The following is a 16652-nucleotide window of genomic DNA, read 5'->3' as shown; positions in this document are numbered from 1 at the left end:
CCCTGATAGCTGACGAACCGTCAGGAGGTGTCGTGCGACTCGGACTTGCGCTCGGCTACTGGGGCCGCGGCCCCTCCCCCGACCAGGTGCCGCTGGCCCAGGAGGCGGAGCGGCTCGGCTACCACTCGGTGTGGACGGCCGAGTCGTGGGGGTCGGACGTGTTCACACCGCTCACCTGGATCGCGGCGCGGACCTCAACGATCAGGCTGGGTACGGCGGTTGCGCAGATGGCGGCCCGTTCGCCGACCACCACCGCCATGCACGCCCTCACCCTGGACCATCTCTCCGGCGGCCGGGTCATGCTCGGGCTCGGGCTGTCGGGGCCGCAGGTCGTCGAGGGCTGGTACGGCCGTCCGTTCCCCAAGTCGCCGCTGACCGCGACCCGGGAGTACGTCGACGTCGTACGGCAGGTGCTGAGGAGGCAGGCGCCGGTCGCGCTGGACGGGCGCTTCCACTCCCACCCCTACCGGGGCCCGGACGGCACCGGGCTCGGCAAGGCGCTCAAGCCGATCACCCATCCCCTGCGGGCCGATCTGCCGATCCTGCTGGGCGCGGAGGGTCCGAAGAACGTCGCCCAGACCACCAGGATCGCGGACGGCTGGCTGCCGCTGTACTGGTCACCGAACCGGCCCGAGGTCTACGAGGCCTCGCTCACCGAAGCCCCGGAGGGGTTCCTCGTCGCCCCCATGGCCCAGGTGCGGGTCTGCGACGACGTGACCGAGGGGCTGCTGCCCGTCAAGACGATGCTCGGCTTCTACATCGGCGGGATGGGCCACGCGGCCCGCAACTTCCACGCCGACCTGATGGCCCGCATGGGGTACGAGGAGGAGGCGCGCAGGATCCAACGGCTGTTCCTGGAGGGCCGCCGCGAGGAAGCCGTACTGGCCGTACCCGACGCCTTCGCCGACGAAATCTCCCTGGTCGGCCCACGCGAACGCATCGCCGAGCGGCTGGAGTCCTGGCGCAAGAGCCCGGTGACCGACCTGCTGGCACTGGCCCCGGACCGCGAATCGCTGCGGGTCCTCGCGGAACTCAACACATGAGGCCGAGAATCCCGCGGCGGCTCCCGGATCGCCGCCGCCGCCCAGAGGCCGTACTGGCCGTACCCGACGCCTTCGCCGACGAAATCTCCCTGGTCGGCCCACGCGAACGCATCGCCGAGCGGCTGGAGTCGTGGCGCAAGGGGCCGGTGACGGACCTGCTGGCGCTGGCCCCGGACCGCGAATCGCTGCGGGTCCTTGCGGAGCTCAACGCTTGAGGCCAGGTTTCGCCCGAGAAATCGCGGCCATTCGAACACCATGTCCACTCATACGCGCCGTGGTGCCAACTCAGCCGGGACGGTCATAGCGGTCGTCGCCGACATCATGGCCCTCATCCTGGGCCTGTGGATCCTCATGTACCTGCTGGATGCCAACCGCGCGAACGACTTCGTGCAGTTCATCCACGACGCCGCCCGCTGGCTCGCCGGCTGGTCCTACAACCTCTTCACGTTCGACGAGGCGTGGGCCCGGGTCGTCGCCGGCTACGGCCTGGCAGCGGTGGTCTACCTGTTCGTGGGTCACGCCATCGCGAACCGGGCCCATCGCCACTGAGCGCTCCACCGGGGGTGCCGTCGTCGGCTGCGGCGCCGTCGTGGCTGGTCGCGCAGTCCCCCGCGCCCCTTCACGGCGCTGCCGCACCCCGCGTTCTCAGGCGCAGCAGTCAGGATCGAGCCCAAGCGGCAGACGCTCTCCGCCGAACACCGCGCACGTCGCCTCATGACCCCCGAGCGCGGCGACGGCCAGGAGCAGAGACCCGGCCGTCCACGTCGTGAGCTCCCGCGGCCAGATCGCCGAGTCCTCGAAGACGTACCCGGTCCAGTACAACCCGCTCTCCGCGTCCCGCAGATGCTGGATCGACTGGAGTATCTCCAGCGCCCGGTCGGACTCGCCCGTCACCCACAGGGCCAGGGCGAGTTCGGCCGACTCGCCGCCCGTCACCCACGGGTTGGGGACGACGCAGCGCACCCCGAGGCCGGGTACGACGAACCGCTCCCAGCCCTCCTCGACACGGGACTTGGCCTCCGCGCCGGTCAACGCCCCGCCCAGGACCGGGTAGTACCAGTCCATGGAGTAGCGGTCCTTGTCGAGGAAGCGCTCCGGGTGCCGGCGGATCGCGTGCCGCAGCGCGCCGACGGCCAACTCCCAGTCGGGCTGGGCCTCTTCGCGCTGTTCGGCGATCGCGAGGGCGCACCGCAGCGCGTGGTGGATCGACGAAGACCCGGTCAGCAGGCCGTCCGCGACCGCCGTACCGTCGTCGTCCCGCTTCCACCCGATCTGGCCACCCGGCTGCTGGAGTTCGAGGACGAACTCCATCGCCGCGTACACGGTCGGCCACATGCGGTCGAGGAACGTGTCGTCCCCGGTGGACAGGTAGTGGTGCCACACTCCTACGGCTATGTAGGCGACGAAGTTCGTCTCGCGCCCCCGGTCGGTGACCTCCGTGAAGTCACCGTCCTGGTAGGCGGCGTACCAGGAGCCGTCCTCGTTCTGGTGCCGCGCGAGCCACTCGTACGCCCGCTCGGCGGCCTCGTGCTCGCCCGCCGCGTCCAGAGCCATCGCGGCCTCGGTGTGGTCCCACGGGTCCAGGTGATGGCCGCGGAACCACGGGATCGCCCCGTCCTCGCGCTGCGCGGCCAGGACCCCGGCGACGGTCTGGGCGGCCTGCTCGGCGGTCAACACCCCGGGCAGGACAAGGTGTTCGGTGCGCGAAGTCGTCACCGCGCGTCCACGGAGGACATGGCGGGCAGGTGGGGCTTGGTCGCGTAGGCCACGAAGCTCTTGCCGATCAGCGGGTTGAGCGCCTGTTCGGCGACCCGGGTGGCCAGCGGCTTCTTCATGATGTCCCAGACCAGCAGCTTGTGGTACGCCTGCACCGGCAGCGCCTTGTCGTTGTCGACGCCGAACGCGCACTTCAGCCACCAGTACGGGGAGTGCAGGGCGTGCGCGTGGTGGGTGCCGTACGGCTTGAGGCCGGCCTCGCGGATCTTCGCGAGGAGTTCGTCCGCCTTGTAGATGCGGATGTGGCCGCCCTCGACCTCGTGGTAGGCGTCGGACAGGGCCCAGCAGACCTTCTCGGGACCGTAGCGCGGGACGGTGATCGCGATGCGGCCGCCGGGCTTCAGCACCCGGACCATCTCGGCGAGTACGCCCTTGTCGTCGGGGATGTGCTCCATCACCTCGGAGATGATCACGACATCGAAGGACTCGTCGGGGAAGGGCAGGGCCAGGGCGTCGCCCTCCATGGCGGTGGCGGTGGCGCCCTCGGGGGCCTCCCCGGCCTCCTTCATCGCCGCGAACCACTTGGCGACCTCGCGGATCTCCTCGGCGTTCTGGTCCAGCGCCACGACCTGCGCGCCGCGCCGGTAGCACTCGAAGGCGTGCCGGCCGGCCCCGCAACCGAGGTCCAGGACGCGGTCGCCCGGCGCGAGCGGGAACCGGGAGAAGTCGACGGTCAGCACGTGGCCCTGCTTTCGGGATAGACACCGGTGTCTGTGGTCGGGGGTGCGGACTCGGGAGCCCAGGTGGCCGCGGAGCGGCGCGTTGGCGTGGGGGCCGGGCCGGCGATCGCCTCGCGGTACCGGGACACCGTGCCCTCCGCGGCTTTCGCCCAGGTGAACTTGGCCAGTACCCGCTCACGTCCGGCCCGGCCGAGCCGCGCCCTGAGGTCCGGGTCGGCCAGGAGACGGCTGAGGGCGGTCGCGAGTGCCCCCGGGTCCCCCGGCGGTACCGCGAGGCAGGTCTCGCCGTCCCGCCCTGCGACCTCGGGGATCGCGCCGCCCGTCGTGGCGACCAGCGGGGTTCCGGTCGCCATCGCTTCGGCGGCCGGCAGGGAGAAGCCCTCGTAGAGCGACGGCACGCAGGCGACCTCCGCCGAGCGGACCAGGTCGACCAGTTCCGCGTCCGAGATGCCCTTCACGAAGTCGACGGCGCCTTCGAGGCCGTAGCGCTCCACGGCCTGGGCGACCGGGCCCTCGGTGGGCCGGGTGCCGACGACGACCAGGTGGGCGCCGGGATGTTCGGTGCGTACCTTCGCCAGCGCCTCGACGAGGAAGACCAGGCCCTTGAGGGGCACGTCGGCGCTGGAGGTCGTGACGATCCGGCCCGGTATCACGGGGACCGACGGATCCGGCGAGAACTGGTCGGTGTCGGCGCCGATGTGGACGACGTGGATGCGGTCGCCGCGGACGCCCAGGTGGTCGACGATCTCTTGGCGGGAGGTGCCGGAGACGGTGAGCACGGACGGCAGGCGGCGGGCCACCCGCTTCTGCATGCGGGTGAAGGCGTACCAGCGGCGCTTGGACAGCCGCTGCTGCCAGCCCTCGGCCGCGTCCAGCTCCAACTGGCGGTCCACGGTGATGGGGTGGTGGATGGTGGTCACCAGCGGCGCGCCGACGTCGCCCAGCAGGCCGTAGCCGAGGGTCTGGTTGTCGTGAATCACGTCGAACTCACCAGTGCGGGCCCGGAGATGGCGTCGGGCCCGCAGGGAGAAGGTGAGCGGCTCGGGGAAGCCGCCGGTCCACATCGTGGCGACTTCCAGGGCGTCGATCCAGTCCCGGTACTCGTCGCGTCGGGGAGTGCGGAAGGGGTCCGGGAAGCGGTAGAGGTCCAGGCTGGGCAGCTCGGTCAGGCTCAGGCCGTCGTAGCCCGGGTCGAGGACCGGGTACGGCTGGGAGCCGATGACCTCGACGCGGTGGCCGAGGCGGGCCAACTCGCGCGAGAGGTGCCGTACATAGACGCCCTGCCCGCCGCAGAACGGGTTCCCTTTGTAAGTGAGGAGCGCGATACGGAGCGGTCGCTCGCCGTCGACTGCCAGGTCCTCGAAGGCCCCGGCCTGACTGGCCTCAGCGGTCACTCTGGGCCCCCTTCTGACTGCACTGTCCCGCGAGATTACGACGAGACGGTAATCTAGAACAAGTTTCAGACTTGATCGTTCAGGAGGCTCTGAATCTACCGGCAGGTAGGGGTCCTGTGAGCGGTGGATCAGGTGATTCACGCCACGAACGCCGCGTCCGCGCCACGGCCCGGCACCCTGCCATGCTGTGTGATCGCAAGCCCTCACGGACTGTCACGGAACCCAAGGTGGACAAGGTGGCCAAGCCGGCCGGAGTGGAAGCCAGTACCGCACGGGCGGTCACGCCACCGCTGACCGAGCGGCAGGAGGCGCGGCGCCGCCGCATCCTGCACGCGAGCGCGCAGTTGGCGAGCCGCGGCGGGTTCGACGCGGTGCAGATGCGGGAGGTCGCCGAGTCCTCGCAGGTGGCGCTCGGCACTCTTTACCGCTACTTCCCTTCCAAGATCCATCTGCTGGTCGCGACCATGCAGGACCAGCTGGAACACATGCACGGCACGCTCCGCAAGAAGCCGCCGCAGGGCGAGACGGCGGCCGAGCGGGTCGCGGAGACCCTGATGCGGGCCTTCCGCGCCCTCCAGCGCGAACCGCATCTGGCCGACGCGATGGTCCGCGCGCTGACCTTCGCGGACCGCAGTGTGAGCCCGGAGGTCGACCAGGTCTCCCACCAGACCACGCTGATCATCCTGGACGCCATGGGCCTCGCGGACCCGACGCCCGAGCAGCTCTCCGCGGTCCGCGTCATCGAGCACACCTGGCACTCCGCCCTGATCACCTGGCTCTCGGGCCGTGCCTCCATCGCCCAGGTGAAGATCGACATCGAGACGGTGTGCAGACTGATCGACCTCACGGAGCGCAGGCCCTAGCCGACCCCCGTCCCGACCCGCCTCCGCCAGGCCGACCCCCGTCCCCGGTTCGCTTCCTCCTGGCACCCCGGACGGGCCTGCCTCCACCTCGCCCCCCGGTCCCGGCCCGCCTCCCCCTAGCCGACCGCCGCGAGCCCGCTCCAGCTCCGGCCGATCGGCGTCTCCCCCGCCCACCGCTCCAGCAGCCGCCGGGCCTCCTCCTCGGGGGCGCCGAGGGAGACCTGCTGAGCGCCTGCCTCGACCGAACGCTCCTGTTCGTGGGTGCCCTCGCTGCAGCAGGCGCACAGCATGCGGACGCTGCTCGCCGGTTCGGCGCCGAAGCCGTGGTCGGTGAAGAGTTCGACCAGGGCGTGCAGGTCGGATGTGTCGCCCGCTGCCACCGTGACCTCCAGGGTGGGCAGTTCGGACGCCTCGAAGAGCAGGAGTTCGTCGAAGACGGGGTAGGGGGCGCCCTCGACAACCCGCTCGCCGTTCGGTTCGCCGTCGTGGACGACGATCTCGCCGTAGCGCCGGCCGCCCGTGACGGGCACGTTGACGACCCGGCCGCGGGTCGGGCACAACCGCTCGATCCAGACGACCTCGCGCTCGCCTCCGGTGTCGAGGCGCACGCAGGCGTGTCCGAAGCGGCCGTCGATCGGCCCCTCGCCGTCCGGGAGCTCGATGCCGAAGCCGCTCCACGCGTCCCGTGCCGTTGCCCAGTCCCGCTGGATCGTGGCCGCGATGCCGAGGTTCCAGTACGCCGGGTCGCCCTCACCGCGCGGAGAGCGGGCCGCGGCCTCCCGGCCCAGTTCGTACGCCTTGGCCCAGTTCCGCAGGAACTTGTGGGCGAGCGCGGCGTCGTACCACCACACCGCGCTGGCCTCCAGGTCCGGGAAGTGCGCGAGCACCCGCTCGTACAGCTCGGCGGCGCGCAGCCACTCCTCGGCGTCCCAGGCCGCACGCGCCTGCTCGATCAGCTGCCTGGCCTCGGACTTCTTCACGCTTTCCCACCCCATCGGTCCCGGTTGACGACCGCAGGAGCGTACGCCCGCACGCGAGGGACCCACGAGACGGGTTCCCTTCGCCGGCATGGTCCGGATCAGGTCCTGGGGGTCGCCGTCGAGCCTTCCCGCTGCTCTCCGGCCTCTCAGCCCTACCGTCGACGTCGGCCCCGGCGGACGCCTTCGCGTCCCGCCCGAGTCGGCTACTCCGGTCGGACTCCCTCACTCGCCTCGTGGGCCTACGTCCAGAATAGAACGCGCGTCCGTGAATGAAACCCCCTGAACCATGATTTTCCGGGCCCTCACTCCTCCGGCGGGAACACCGGCTCCCCGCTCCCCAGCAGCCTGATCATGATGGCCTCCACCGGGCAGTTCTCGGCCGCCGCCAGGATCTGCTCGTTGGCATCGGTCTCCGGGTCGGCCGGGTGGGACTGGCGGGCGGTGTCCAGGCGGAAGCCGCCGGGGGCGGTGTGGACGCACTGGGCCGAGCCGATGCACAGGGTTCGGTCCACCTCGACGTTCCAGCGGTCCCCCATCGCTGCTCACGCCTCCCAGCCGGCCGGAAGATGGATCATCTTGTGCTCCAGGTACTCGCCGTAGCCCTCCGGGCCGAACTCCCTTCCCAGGCCGGAGTTCTTGTAGCCGCCGAAGGGGCCGAGCATGTCGAGGCTGAAGGTGTTGACGTTGTAGGTACCGGTACGCACCTGCCTCGCGACCTCGATGCCGCGCTCCACGTCGGCCGTCCACACGCTGCCGGACAGGCCGTAGTCGGAGTCGTTGGCGATCTTCACGGCCTCGGACTCGTCTCCGTACGGGAGCAGGCAGATCACCGGGCCGAAGATCTCCTCACGCGCGATCCGCATCGAGTTGTCGACGTCCCCGAAGAGCGTCGGCTCGACGTACCAGCCGCGGTCCAGGCCCGCCGGGCGCCCGCCGCCGGTGAGGATCTTCGCGCCCTCCTCCTGGCCGATCCTGATGTAGTCGAGGTTGCGGCGCTGCTGGCGTGCGGCGACCAGGGGCCCGACCTGGGTGGCCGGGTCGAGCGGGTCGCCGACGACCAGGGAACTCGCCGCCGCGGCGAGGGCTTCGGCGAACTCGTCGTAGCGGGAGCGGGGCAGCAGGATGCGGGTCTGGGCCACGCAGGCCTGTCCGTTGTTCATCCAGGCGGACGGGACGATCCCGGCGACGGCCGCCTCGACGTCCGCGTCCGGCAGGACCACGGCCGCCGACTTCCCGCCCAGCTCCAGCGTCACCCGCGTGAGGTTGCGGGCGGCGACCTCCATCACGCGCTTGCCCGCGCCCACCGAACCGGTGAAGGAGACCTTGTCGACGCCGGGGTGTCCGACCAGGTACTCGCTGACCTCGCGGTCGGCCGGGAGGACGGAGAGGACCCCCTCCGGCAGCCCGGCCTCCTTGGTGATCTCGGCCAGGATGTACGCGTCCAGCGGCGACTCGGGCGACGGCTTGAGCACCACCGTGCAGCCGGTGAGCAGCGCGGGCGCGAGCTTGGCGGCGGCGACGAACTGCGGGACGTTCCAGGGGACCACGGCCGCCACGACCCCGACGGGCTCACGGCGGACGAGGATGCGGCCGAGGACTCCGTCGCGGGTCTCCTCGTACGTGAAGTTCCGGGCGACCGTGATCGCCGAGTCCCAGACCATCATCGCGCCGAGGGCCTGCGCGAGGACGCTCCAGGAGTACGGGGAGCCGTTCTCGGAGGAGATCACGCGGGCGATCTCCTCGTGCCGTACCGCGATGGCGTCCTTGATCCTGGTGACGACCTCGATCCGCTCGTCGAGCGTCATCCGCGGCCAGGGCCCCTCGTCGAAGGCGGTGCGCGCCGCGGCGACCGCCGCGTCCACGTCCGCGCGCGAGGCGTGCGGCACCCGTCCGATGACCTCCTCGGTGTGCGGGGAGATCACCTCGATGACGTCCTTGCCCAGGGGGTCGGTCAACTCCCCGCCGATGAACAGCTGTCCGTGTTCCACGAGCTCGGTCATGGCGACTGCCTCCCCGGGGCGGCTTACTGACGATCCATCAGATACCGAACTGATACCAGTTCCACTCCGAGGAGTCCACGGGCCGCACACCACGGCCATTGGTGACCTCGGGCTACCGTCGAAACCCGTTCTAGTTATAGTTGCCGGAACGCGGTGATTGGGGAACTCATGGCGCAGGTGTACGACCACGGCGGCGGTGTCCGGTCCGTCCAGGTGCCCATCCCCGACAACCCCCTCGGCCACACGCTCGTGTACGTCGTCGAGACCGGCCGCGGCCCGGTGCTGGTCGACACCGGCTGGGACGACCCGGCCTCCTGGGACACCCTCGCCGAGGGGCTGGCGGACTGCGGTACCTCCGTCGACGAGATCCACGGCGTGGTCATCACCCACCACCACCCCGACCACCACGGCCTGTCGGGCAGGGTGCGGGAGGCCTCCGGCGCCTGGATCGCGATGCACGCGGCGGACTCCGCGATCGTGCGGCGCACCCGGGAGACCCGGGCCGAGCGCTGGTTCACCTATATGACGGCCAAGCTGGAGGCCGCGGGCGCCCCCGAGGAACACGTGGCCCCCCTGCGCACCGCCCGCCGCCGCGAACTCCCGGGCTTCTCCCCCGCGTTGCCCGACCGCGAGATCGTCCCCGGCGAACTCCTCGACCTCCACGGCCGCAGACTCCGCGCGATCTGGACCCCGGGACACACGCCCGGCCACGTCTGCCTGCACCTGGAGGAGGAACACCCGGCCCAACTCCAGGGCCACGGACGCCTGTTCTCCGGCGACCACCTCCTCCCCGAGATCACCCCGCACATCGGCCTGTACGAGGACCCCGACGACACCACCGTCACCGACCCCCTCGGCGACTACCTCGACTCCCTGGAACGCGTCGGGCGGCTCGCCCCCGCCGAGGTCCTCCCCGCCCACCAGCACGTCTTCACCGACGCGGGCGCCCGGGTACGGGAGCTGCTCGCCCACCACGAGGAACGCCTCACCGGCCTGCGCTCCCTCCTCGCCGAGCCACTCACCCCCTGGCAGCTCGCCGAGCGCATGGAGTGGAACCGGCCCTGGGACCAGATCCCCTACGGCTCACGGAACATCGCGGTCTCCGAGGCCGAGGCGCATCTGCGGCGGCTGGTGAAGCTGGGCCGGGCGGAGGCGGTGACGGGGAGTGATCCGGTGAGGTATGTGGCCGTCTGAGGGGACACAGGGGGCTCTCAGGCGCTTCCCTACGGGCGAGTACAGTAGCCAGGTCGTCATCACACCGTACGGGGGGAAGCCGGTGCAATTCCGGCGCTGACCCGCAACCGTGAACCGTCCCAAGACGGTGAGCCGGACTGCCCCGTACGGCTCGTGACCGGCTCGCGCGCACCGGCAACCGGCCGGTGTGCGGCACCGTCGAGGTACACGGAGCCGAGCCGCCCGGGCATCCCCGTCCTCCTCGCCGGTCTCACCGCCGCCCTCGCGGGCCTGCGTCTGGGCGGCCGCCGCACCCCGCGCACCCGGTACCGCCCGGACCGCTGGACCGCCCGGTCCCTCCTGGTCGCCGGTTCCGGCGCGGCCGTGGCGGCGGCGATGTTCCTCGCGGGCGCCGGCGACCCGGCGGCCCTGCACCCCGGGGTGCTGCCCCTCGTCGCTCCCGCCCTCCCCGTACGGCCGGCCGCCGCGATCCTCCTGGGTCTGCTGCCGGCCTTCCTCGCCCCAGCCCCCGCCTTCAAGGAGCCGTCGTCGTGATCCGCTTCGAGGATGTCTCCGTGACGTACGACGGGGCGCCCGAACCCACCGTCCAGGGCGTCGACTTCGAGGTGCCGGAGGGTGAACTCGTGCTGCTCGTGGGCCCGTCGGGGGTCGGCAAGTCCACGGTCCTCGGCGCGGTCAGCGGGCTCGTCCCGCACTTCACCGGCGGCACCCTGCGCGGCCGGGTCACCGTGGCCGGCCGCGACACCCGCACCCACAAGCCGCGCGAACTGGCCGACGTGGTCGGCACGGTGGGCCAGGACCCGCTGTCGCACTTCGTGACGGACACGGTGGAGGACGAACTCGCCTACGGGATGGAGTCGTTGGGGCTGGCCCCCGCGGTGATGCGGCGCCGGGTGGAGGAGACGCTGGACCTGCTGGGCCTGGCGCCCCTGCGCGACCGCCCCCTCGCCACCCTCTCCGGCGGCCAGCAGCAACGTGTGGCGATCGGCTCGGTCCTCACCCCGCACCCGCGGGTCCTGGTCCTCGACGAACCCACCTCCGCGCTGGACCCCGCCGCGGCCGAGGAGGTCCTCGCCGTCCTCCAGCGCCTGGTCCACGACCTCGGCACGACGGTCCTCATGGCCGAACACCGCCTGGAACGCGTCATCCAGTACGCCGACCAGGTCGCCCTCCTGCCCGCCCGCGGGAAGGCACCGGTCCTCGGCACCCCGGCCGAGATGATGGCCGTGTCGCCGGTGTATCCGCCGGTGGTGGACCTGGGACGCCTGGCGGGCTGGTCTCCGCTGCCACTGACGGTGCGGGACGCGCGGCGCAGGGCGGGGGACCTGCGGGAGCGGCTCGCCGTACGACAGCCCGGGGCCGCCGCGGACTTCGCACCCGACGACGAAAGTTGGACGGGTGGTGCGGGTGAGAACAACAACCCGGCCGAAGGCCGGGCCCGCCGACCACGCCGCCGCAAGCAGCCCGCCGAAACCACCTCCCACCTCGCCGAAGTCCACGACCTCACCGTCCGCCGAGCGAACATCCAAGCCCTCACCGACCTGGATCTCACCATCCGCCCCGGCGAGACCATCGCCCTCATGGGCCGCAACGGCGCCGGAAAGTCCACCCTCCTCAACACCCTGGTGGGCCTTGTGACGCCCTCCAGTGGAAAGGTCCAGGTAGGCGGCGCCCAGCCACACCGCACCGCGCCCCGCGACCTCGTCCGCCGAGTGGGCCTCGTCCCCCAGGAACCCCGCGACCTCCTCTACGCCGACACGGTCGCCGAGGAATGCCGGGCCGCCGACCAGGACGCCGGCGCGGCATCGGGCACCTGCCGCGCCCTCGTCACCGGGCTGCTCCCCGGCGTGAGCGACGACACCCACCCCCGTGATCTCTCCGAGGGCCAGCGGCTCGCCCTCGCCCTCGCCGTGGTCCTGACCGCCCGCCCTCCCCTCCTGCTCCTGGACGAGCCCACCCGCGGTCTGGACTACGCGGCGAAGTCCCGCCTGATCGGCCTGCTCAGGGAACTCGCCGCCACCGGTCACGCGATCGTGCTGGCCACCCACGACGTGGAGCTCGCCGCCGAAATCGCCCACCGGGTGGTCCTGCTGGCCGAGGGCGAGGTGATCGCCGACGGCCCGGCGAGGGACGTCATCACGTCCTCCCCGTCCTTCGCCCCGCAGGTCAGCAAGATCCTGGCCCCCCAGCGGTGGCTCACGGTCGCGCAGGTGCGGGAGGCCCTGTCATGACCCGCGCCGTCCACCTCGGCCCCCGCTCCCTCCTCGCCCTCGCCCTGGTCAGCGCCGTCGGTGTCGTCGCCTTCGGCTGGCCCTTCCTCGCCCCGCCCACCTCGCAGGTCGGCACCCACACCCAGGACGCCCCCTGGCTCTTCGCCGGACTGCTCGTCCTCCTCGTCGCGGTGGCCGCCGCGGCGCTCGCCGAGTCGGGGCTCGGCCCGAAGGCCGTGGCCATGCTGGGCGTACTCGCGGCGACCGGCGCCGCGCTCCGGCCGATCGGCGCCGGCACCGCCGGTATCGAGCCGATGTTCTTCCTGATGGTGCTCAGCGGCCGGGTCCTCGGCCCCGGCTTCGGTTTCGTGCTCGGCAACGTCACGATGTTCGCGTCCGCCCTGCTCACGGGCGGGGTGGGGCCGTGGATGCCGTTCCAGATGCTGGCGATGGGCTGGTTCACGATGGGCGCGGGCCTGCTGCCGGTGCCCGCCCGTGCGGGGGCCCGCGCCGAGGTCCGGATCCTGGCCGTCTACGGGTTCCTCGCCGCCTTCGCCTACGGCACCGCCATGAACATGGCCGGCTGGCCCTTCATGGGCGCCCTGGCCTCGGACATCGCTTTCGACCCTCACGCCGGCGTGCCCGCCAACCTGGCCCGTTTCGTCGCGTACTGCGTGGCCACGTCCCTCGGCTGGGACCTCGGCCGGGCCCTGGTCACCGTCGTCCTCACGCTCACCCTCGGTCCGGCCCTCCTCAGAGGGCTGCGCCGGGCCACCCGCCGCGCGGCCTTCGAGGCCCAGGTCACATTCGAGGCGCCCGAGCGGTGAAGCACCCCACATGACCCAGCTCACCTACTAAGGGGAACAGTAGTAACATTTCAGACATAACGTCCACAGCGCACCCCCTCTGACCTGCATATTGAGAGCCGGATCACACGGACTACCATTCCCGGCGATTCGACCACAACTAGTAAAAGGGGTCATTGCGGACGCCTTCCGAGCCTGTTTCTGTGGATGACGTCGCACGGCGCCGACAAGCCCACGGGCCTCGGCGCCGACGCATGTCCCCCGGGACCGCGAGCGGCACCACCGTCCCCGAAGAAAAGGTTCCTCGTGTCCGTCTCCCGCATCGCCCGCCGCATCGCTTCTCCGAAGAAGGCCATCACCACCGTCGCGATGGCCGCCGCCACCGCCGGCCTGGTCCTGACCGCGGCGCCGGCCCAGGCGGCCACCACCAACTCGCCCGCCCAGGCCAAGGCCATCGCGCACCAGATGATCCCGAACGCCGCGCAGTACAACGCGTTCAGCAAGATCGTCGAGCACGAGAGCGGCTGGGACGTCGACGCCACGAACTCCTCCTCCGGCGCCTACGGCCTGGTCCAGGCCCTGCCCGGCTCCAAGATGGCCTCCGCCGGCTCCGACTGGAAGACCAACGCCAAGACCCAGATCAAGTGGGGTCTGGACTACATGAACTCCCGCTACGGCAGCCCGACCGGCGCCTGGGCCTTCTGGCAGGCCAACGGCTGGTACTGAGCCGCCGCGCAGCACCGCCGTACAGCCGAGAGGACCGCACAGGTCACCGCCGTACGCCGTCGAAGAACCGCACCACCCGCGGGGCCGACACCAGGACCGAACCGAAGTGGTCCACCGGCCCCTGATCGACCACCCGCACCCTCGCTCCCTGACCTGCGAGGGTGCGGGCGCATGTCTGGGTGTTGCCGAGGGGCACGTCGGTGTCGCCGCCCGCGGCGTACAGCCGCACCGGCACGTCCGGTTTCCAGGCGCAGGTGCCGTCGGCGGCGCGCATCGCGTCCAGCACGGCGCCGGACGGGTGCCGCAGACGCTCGTGGAAGGCGGGCGTGAGCAGCCGCTTCACCGAGGGCGCGAGTCCCCTGACGACGTCCTCCTGCTCATGGCTCCCGTCGAGCAGACTCTCCACCCGGCCCGCGTAGGGCGCGCGGAACACCTCGGAGGGGTCCTGGTAGAGGGGGTGCAGGCGGTTCTGCGCGACCAGCCAGTACGCGATGTAGAGGACCCCGCTGGTGTCGTTGACCCGGCCGTCGAACAGCGCGGGCATCTCCTGGCCCTCCAAGTCGTACGGGCCGCTCACCGGCGCGAGCGCCCGCAGCCGGAAGTGCCGGTCGGCACCGGCGTCCAGGGCCTTGGCGAGCGCCATGGCGACCTGGCCGCCCTGCGAGAAGCCGGTCGCGTACACGTCCCCGGTGAGCGGGCGGCCGAGCCGTTCCGCGGCCGTCCGGGCCGCGCGCAGCATGTCGACGGAGGCGGTCACCGACGAGGCGGTGTCCATGTAGGGGTGCGGGCCCGGGCCCTTGCCGAGGCCGAGGTAGTCGGGGGCGGCGACCGCACGGCCCGCGGCCGCGTTGAGATACGACGGCACCCGCCCGAAGTCCTCGCTCGCCGAGGGCGCGTAGTCGCGGTCGACCATCGTGCCGTGGGTGTCGGAGACCAGGTCGAGGCGGTGGCCGCCGCCCCTGGGCAGCGTCAGCAGCCCGGTCGCGGTGGTGGGTGCTCCGTACGGGTCGACGGTCCGGTACGTCAGCCGGTACGCCCGTAAGCCGTAGCGCACCACGTCGGCGTCGACGTCCCACCCGGCCAGGAACGACCTGACCTGCCCGGCGTCCCGGTCGGCGACCGGCGTGACGGCGACCAGGTCACCGCGTCGCGTCTGCTGCGTCCGCTCACCGGCGGCCGCCGCCACCGGGGCCGCGGCGAGCCCGGCGAGCAGCAGGGCGGCCGCTGCGGCGAGCCCCCTCCGCGTGCGCCGGCTCGCCCGTGATCCATGGGATGTGCGCGTCTCGTCACTCATGTCCTCGACGCTACGGACGCGCAGGTCACCCCCGACATCCGAGAACCCCCCGCATCCGTGGTGGACTTGGGTGCACCCCGACCGTCCGGCCGTCCGGAGACCCGATGAGCGAACAGAGCGGCACCGACACACAGGCAGCCGGAGATCCCGAGGCGCGCGGCCTGCGCCTGGTCGTCGTGCTGCTGGGGCTGACGGTGGTCAGCGGACTGATCGACGCCGTCAGCTACCTCGGCCTCGAACACGTCTTCACCGCGAACATGACCGGCAACGTGGTCGTGCTCGGGTTCGCGGCGGCCGGGGCGCCCGGCTTCTCGGTGGAGCACACGCTGACCTCGCTGGCGTCCTTCGTGGTGGGCGCGATCGCGGGCGGCCGGGTCGCCGTACGGCTCGGCGGGGGCTCCCGCCGCACCTGGGCCCGGCTCACGCTCGCCGCCGAGGCGGTGCTCCTGGGTGTGTCGGCCGTGGTCGCCTTCACCGCGCCCGGCGCCACGGCCACCGCCTACACCCTCATCGCCGTCACGGCCTTCGCCATGGGCCTGCGCAACGCCACGGTCCGCAAGCTCGGCGTCCCCGACCTGACGACGACCGTGCTGACCATGACGTTGACCGGCCTCGCCGCCGACTCCCGGGCCGGCGGCGGCCCCGGCACCCGCTCCCCCCGTCGTACGGCGTCGGTGATCGCGATGGTGGCCGGGGCCGCACTGGGCGCGTGGCTGGTCCTCCACCACGGCCTCGCGATCCCGCTGGCGATCGCGGCGGGGCTGGTGGCCCTGCTGGCGCTGACCGCCTCGGGGCGCGAATGACCCGGGCCCGATGGCCACTTGACCGGAGAACTACTTCGCGAGGAAAGCCAGCAGCGCCGCGTTGACCTCCTCCGCGTACGTCCACAGCAGCCCGTGCGGCGCGCCCTCGATCTCGACGTACTCGGCGGAGGGCAGCAGCGCGTGGAAGGGCCGTCCGGTCGAGTCGATCGGCAGGATGCGGTCGCCGGTGCCGTGCACGATCAGCGACGGTACGTCGATCTTCGCCACGTCGGCCCGGAAGTCGGTGATCCAGGTCGGCACGCAGGCCACGGAGGCGTGCGCCGAGGAACTCGCGGCCACGTTCCAGCTGTTGCGCACGGCCGCCTCGCTGATCCGGCTGCCGAGCGTCTCGTCCAGGTTGTAGAAGTCCTGGTAGAAGGCGTCGAAGTAGGCGTACCGGTCCTTGGTGACGGCCTCCAGGATGCCGTCGAACACCGACTGGTCCACGCCCGTCGGGTTGTCGTCGGTCTTCAGCAGGAAGGGCTCGAGGGAGGCGAGAAAGACGGCCTTCGCGACCCGCCTGGAGCCGTAGGTGCCCAGGTAGCGGCCCACCTCGCCGGTGCCCATGGAGAAGCCGACGAGGACCGCGTCGGTCAGGTCCAGGCTGGTGAGGACCTTGTCGAGGTCGGCGGCGAAGGTGTCGTAGTCGTAGCCCGTGGTCGGCTGCGAGGAGCGGCCGAAGCCGCGGCGGTCGTAGGTGATGACCCGGTGGCCGGCCTCCAGCAGCGCGGGGAGCTGCTTCTCCCAGGAGTGGCCGTCGAGCGGGTAGCCGTGGATCAGCACGACGGGCTGGCCGGTGCCGTGGTCCTCGTAGTAGAGCTCTATGGGCGCGCTGTTCTCTTCGCCAACGGTGATGTAGGGCATGTCGGTTGTCCTCTCGCTG

Annotated in this window: 17 protein-coding genes, 1 pseudogene and 1 riboswitch; of the genes and pseudogenes, 10 read left to right on the top strand and 8 right to left on the bottom strand. The window is 71.7% G+C overall.

Going from position 1 to position 16652, the window contains the following annotated elements; translation table 11 throughout:
- Positions 1-32: 32 nt before the first annotated feature.
- Genes ACFYZ8_RS04490 through ACFYZ8_RS04480 form a run of 3 tightly spaced genes read left to right on the top strand, consistent with a single transcriptional unit; the run spans position 33 to position 1592 of the window.
- A complete protein-coding gene (locus tag ACFYZ8_RS04490; RefSeq protein ID WP_388535723.1) occupies positions 33-1043 on the top strand; it encodes an LLM class F420-dependent oxidoreductase in 1011 nt (336 codons plus the stop codon).
- Positions 1040-1258 carry a hypothetical protein gene (locus ACFYZ8_RS04485; RefSeq protein ID WP_388535726.1) on the top strand — a complete coding sequence of 73 codons (219 nt, stop codon included), beginning with the start codon at positions 1040-1042 and terminating at the stop codon, positions 1256-1258. Before ACFYZ8_RS04490 ends, ACFYZ8_RS04485 begins: the two co-directional genes overlap by 4 nt.
- A 40-nt stretch (positions 1259-1298) precedes the next feature.
- On the top strand, positions 1299-1592 hold the full coding sequence (locus ACFYZ8_RS04480) for a hypothetical protein (RefSeq protein ID WP_037721172.1): 294 nt from the start codon (positions 1299-1301) through the stop codon (positions 1590-1592).
- 96 nt (positions 1593-1688) lie between these two features.
- Here the strand turns inward: ACFYZ8_RS04480 and ACFYZ8_RS04475 are convergent, their stop codons facing one another.
- The 3 genes from ACFYZ8_RS04475 to ACFYZ8_RS04465 are packed head-to-tail and all read right to left on the bottom strand — an operon-like array spanning position 1689 to position 4893.
- A complete protein-coding gene (locus ACFYZ8_RS04475) occupies positions 1689-2759 on the bottom strand; it encodes a prenyltransferase (RefSeq protein WP_388535728.1) in 1071 nt (356 codons plus the stop codon).
- Positions 2756-3499 (bottom strand): class I SAM-dependent methyltransferase, encoded by a 744-nt coding sequence (locus tag ACFYZ8_RS04470; RefSeq protein ID WP_388535730.1) that lies wholly within the window; start codon positions 3497-3499, stop codon positions 2756-2758. The genes ACFYZ8_RS04475 and ACFYZ8_RS04470 overlap by 4 nt, the downstream gene beginning before the upstream one ends.
- On the bottom strand, positions 3493-4893 hold the full coding sequence (locus tag ACFYZ8_RS04465) for a glycosyltransferase family 4 protein (protein ID WP_388535733.1): 1401 nt from the start codon (positions 4891-4893) through the stop codon (positions 3493-3495). Before ACFYZ8_RS04465 ends, ACFYZ8_RS04470 begins: the two co-directional genes overlap by 7 nt.
- A gap of 182 nt (positions 4894-5075) precedes the next feature.
- Here ACFYZ8_RS04465 and ACFYZ8_RS04460 point away from each other — a divergent pair, with 182 nt between their 5' ends.
- Positions 5076-5756 carry a TetR family transcriptional regulator gene (locus ACFYZ8_RS04460; protein WP_388535734.1) on the top strand — a complete coding sequence of 227 codons (681 nt, stop codon included), beginning with the start codon at positions 5076-5078 and terminating at the stop codon, positions 5754-5756.
- A 116-nt stretch (positions 5757-5872) separates the two neighbouring features.
- On the opposite strand, the gene ACFYZ8_RS04455 is transcribed toward ACFYZ8_RS04460, so the two are convergent.
- From ACFYZ8_RS04455 to ACFYZ8_RS04445, 3 genes are all read right to left on the bottom strand, one after another.
- Positions 5873-6736 carry a tetratricopeptide repeat protein gene (locus ACFYZ8_RS04455; RefSeq protein WP_359032499.1) on the bottom strand — a complete coding sequence of 288 codons (864 nt, stop codon included), beginning with the start codon at positions 6734-6736 and terminating at the stop codon, positions 5873-5875.
- 302 nt (positions 6737-7038) lie between these two features.
- The gene (locus ACFYZ8_RS04450) at positions 7039-7272 is read right to left on the bottom strand and encodes a ferredoxin (protein WP_359032501.1); all 234 of its coding nucleotides are present in this window, start codon (positions 7270-7272) and stop codon (positions 7039-7041) included.
- Between the two features lie 6 nt (positions 7273-7278).
- On the bottom strand, positions 7279-8736 hold the full coding sequence (locus ACFYZ8_RS04445; protein WP_388535737.1) for an aldehyde dehydrogenase: 1458 nt from the start codon (positions 8734-8736) through the stop codon (positions 7279-7281).
- Positions 8737-8904: 168 nt separating this feature from the next.
- Between ACFYZ8_RS04445 and ACFYZ8_RS04440 the strand changes: the two genes are divergently transcribed.
- The 5 genes and pseudogenes from ACFYZ8_RS04440 (at position 8905) to ACFYZ8_RS04420 (ending at position 13672) form a co-directional block, all read left to right on the top strand.
- A complete protein-coding gene (locus ACFYZ8_RS04440; protein WP_388535740.1) occupies positions 8905-9930 on the top strand; it encodes an MBL fold metallo-hydrolase in 1026 nt (341 codons plus the stop codon).
- A gap of 72 nt (positions 9931-10002) precedes the next feature.
- Positions 10003-10073: riboswitch (cobalamin riboswitch) on the top strand.
- Between the two features lie 82 nt (positions 10074-10155).
- A pseudogene (locus ACFYZ8_RS04435) lies at positions 10156-10464 on the top strand (energy-coupling factor transporter transmembrane protein EcfT); the annotation flags it as partial.
- Entirely contained in the window at positions 10461-12161 is a 1701-nt protein-coding gene (locus ACFYZ8_RS04430) for an ABC transporter ATP-binding protein (protein ID WP_388535741.1), read from the top strand. The pseudogene ACFYZ8_RS04435 and the gene ACFYZ8_RS04430, both read left to right, overlap by 4 nt.
- Positions 12158-12967 (top strand): ECF transporter S component, encoded by an 810-nt coding sequence (locus tag ACFYZ8_RS04425; protein WP_388535744.1) that lies wholly within the window; start codon positions 12158-12160, stop codon positions 12965-12967. Before ACFYZ8_RS04430 ends, ACFYZ8_RS04425 begins: the two co-directional genes overlap by 4 nt.
- A 285-nt stretch (positions 12968-13252) precedes the next feature.
- Positions 13253-13672, top strand: coding sequence for a transglycosylase SLT domain-containing protein (locus tag ACFYZ8_RS04420; protein WP_359032517.1), 420 nt, complete (start codon positions 13253-13255; stop codon positions 13670-13672).
- Positions 13673-13715: 43 nt separating this feature from the next.
- Here the strand turns inward: ACFYZ8_RS04420 and ACFYZ8_RS04415 are convergent, their stop codons facing one another.
- Positions 13716-14966, bottom strand: a complete 1251-nt coding sequence (locus ACFYZ8_RS04415; protein WP_388535746.1) for an alpha/beta hydrolase — start codon at positions 14964-14966, stop codon at positions 13716-13718.
- A gap of 104 nt (positions 14967-15070) precedes the next feature.
- Between ACFYZ8_RS04415 and ACFYZ8_RS04410 the strand changes: the two genes are divergently transcribed.
- Complete coding sequence (locus ACFYZ8_RS04410) at positions 15071-15769, top strand: YoaK family protein (protein WP_388535748.1); 699 nt, start codon at positions 15071-15073, stop codon at positions 15767-15769.
- Positions 15770-15799: 30 nt separating this feature from the next.
- Here the strand turns inward: ACFYZ8_RS04410 and ACFYZ8_RS04405 are convergent, their stop codons facing one another.
- Positions 15800-16633 carry an alpha/beta hydrolase gene (locus ACFYZ8_RS04405; RefSeq protein ID WP_359032523.1) on the bottom strand — a complete coding sequence of 278 codons (834 nt, stop codon included), beginning with the start codon at positions 16631-16633 and terminating at the stop codon, positions 15800-15802.
- Between the last annotated feature and the right edge of the window lie 19 nt (positions 16634-16652).

Source organism: Streptomyces sp. NPDC001668 (assembly GCF_042893155.1).
GTDB lineage: Bacteria > Actinomycetota > Actinomycetes > Streptomycetales > Streptomycetaceae > Streptomyces.
This window is presented reverse-complemented; position numbering and strand designations above follow the sequence as displayed.

Excerpts from the sequence above, each read along its gene's own strand:
- ACFYZ8_RS04440 (WP_388535740.1), top strand. The coding sequence starts at position 8,905 with ATGGCGCAGGTGTACGACCACGGCGGCGGTGTCCGGTCCGTCCAGGTG.
- ACFYZ8_RS04445 (WP_388535737.1), bottom strand. The coding sequence starts at position 8,736 with ATGACCGAGCTCGTGGAACACGGACAGCTGTTCATCGGCGGGGAGTTG.
- ACFYZ8_RS04405 (WP_359032523.1), bottom strand. The coding sequence starts at position 16,633 with ATGCCCTACATCACCGTTGGCGAAGAGAACAGCGCGCCCATAGAGCTC.
- ACFYZ8_RS04480 (WP_037721172.1), top strand. The coding sequence starts at position 1,299 with ATGTCCACTCATACGCGCCGTGGTGCCAACTCAGCCGGGACGGTCATA.
- ACFYZ8_RS04410 (WP_388535748.1), top strand. The coding sequence starts at position 15,071 with ATGAGCGAACAGAGCGGCACCGACACACAGGCAGCCGGAGATCCCGAG.
- ACFYZ8_RS04460 (WP_388535734.1), top strand. The coding sequence starts at position 5,076 with ATGCTGTGTGATCGCAAGCCCTCACGGACTGTCACGGAACCCAAGGTG.
- ACFYZ8_RS04450 (WP_359032501.1), bottom strand. The coding sequence starts at position 7,272 with ATGGGGGACCGCTGGAACGTCGAGGTGGACCGAACCCTGTGCATCGGC.
- ACFYZ8_RS04485 (WP_388535726.1), top strand. The coding sequence starts at position 1,040 with ATGAGGCCGAGAATCCCGCGGCGGCTCCCGGATCGCCGCCGCCGCCCA.
- ACFYZ8_RS04415 (WP_388535746.1), bottom strand. The coding sequence starts at position 14,966 with ATGAGTGACGAGACGCGCACATCCCATGGATCACGGGCGAGCCGGCGC.
- ACFYZ8_RS04425 (WP_388535744.1), top strand. The coding sequence starts at position 12,158 with ATGACCCGCGCCGTCCACCTCGGCCCCCGCTCCCTCCTCGCCCTCGCC.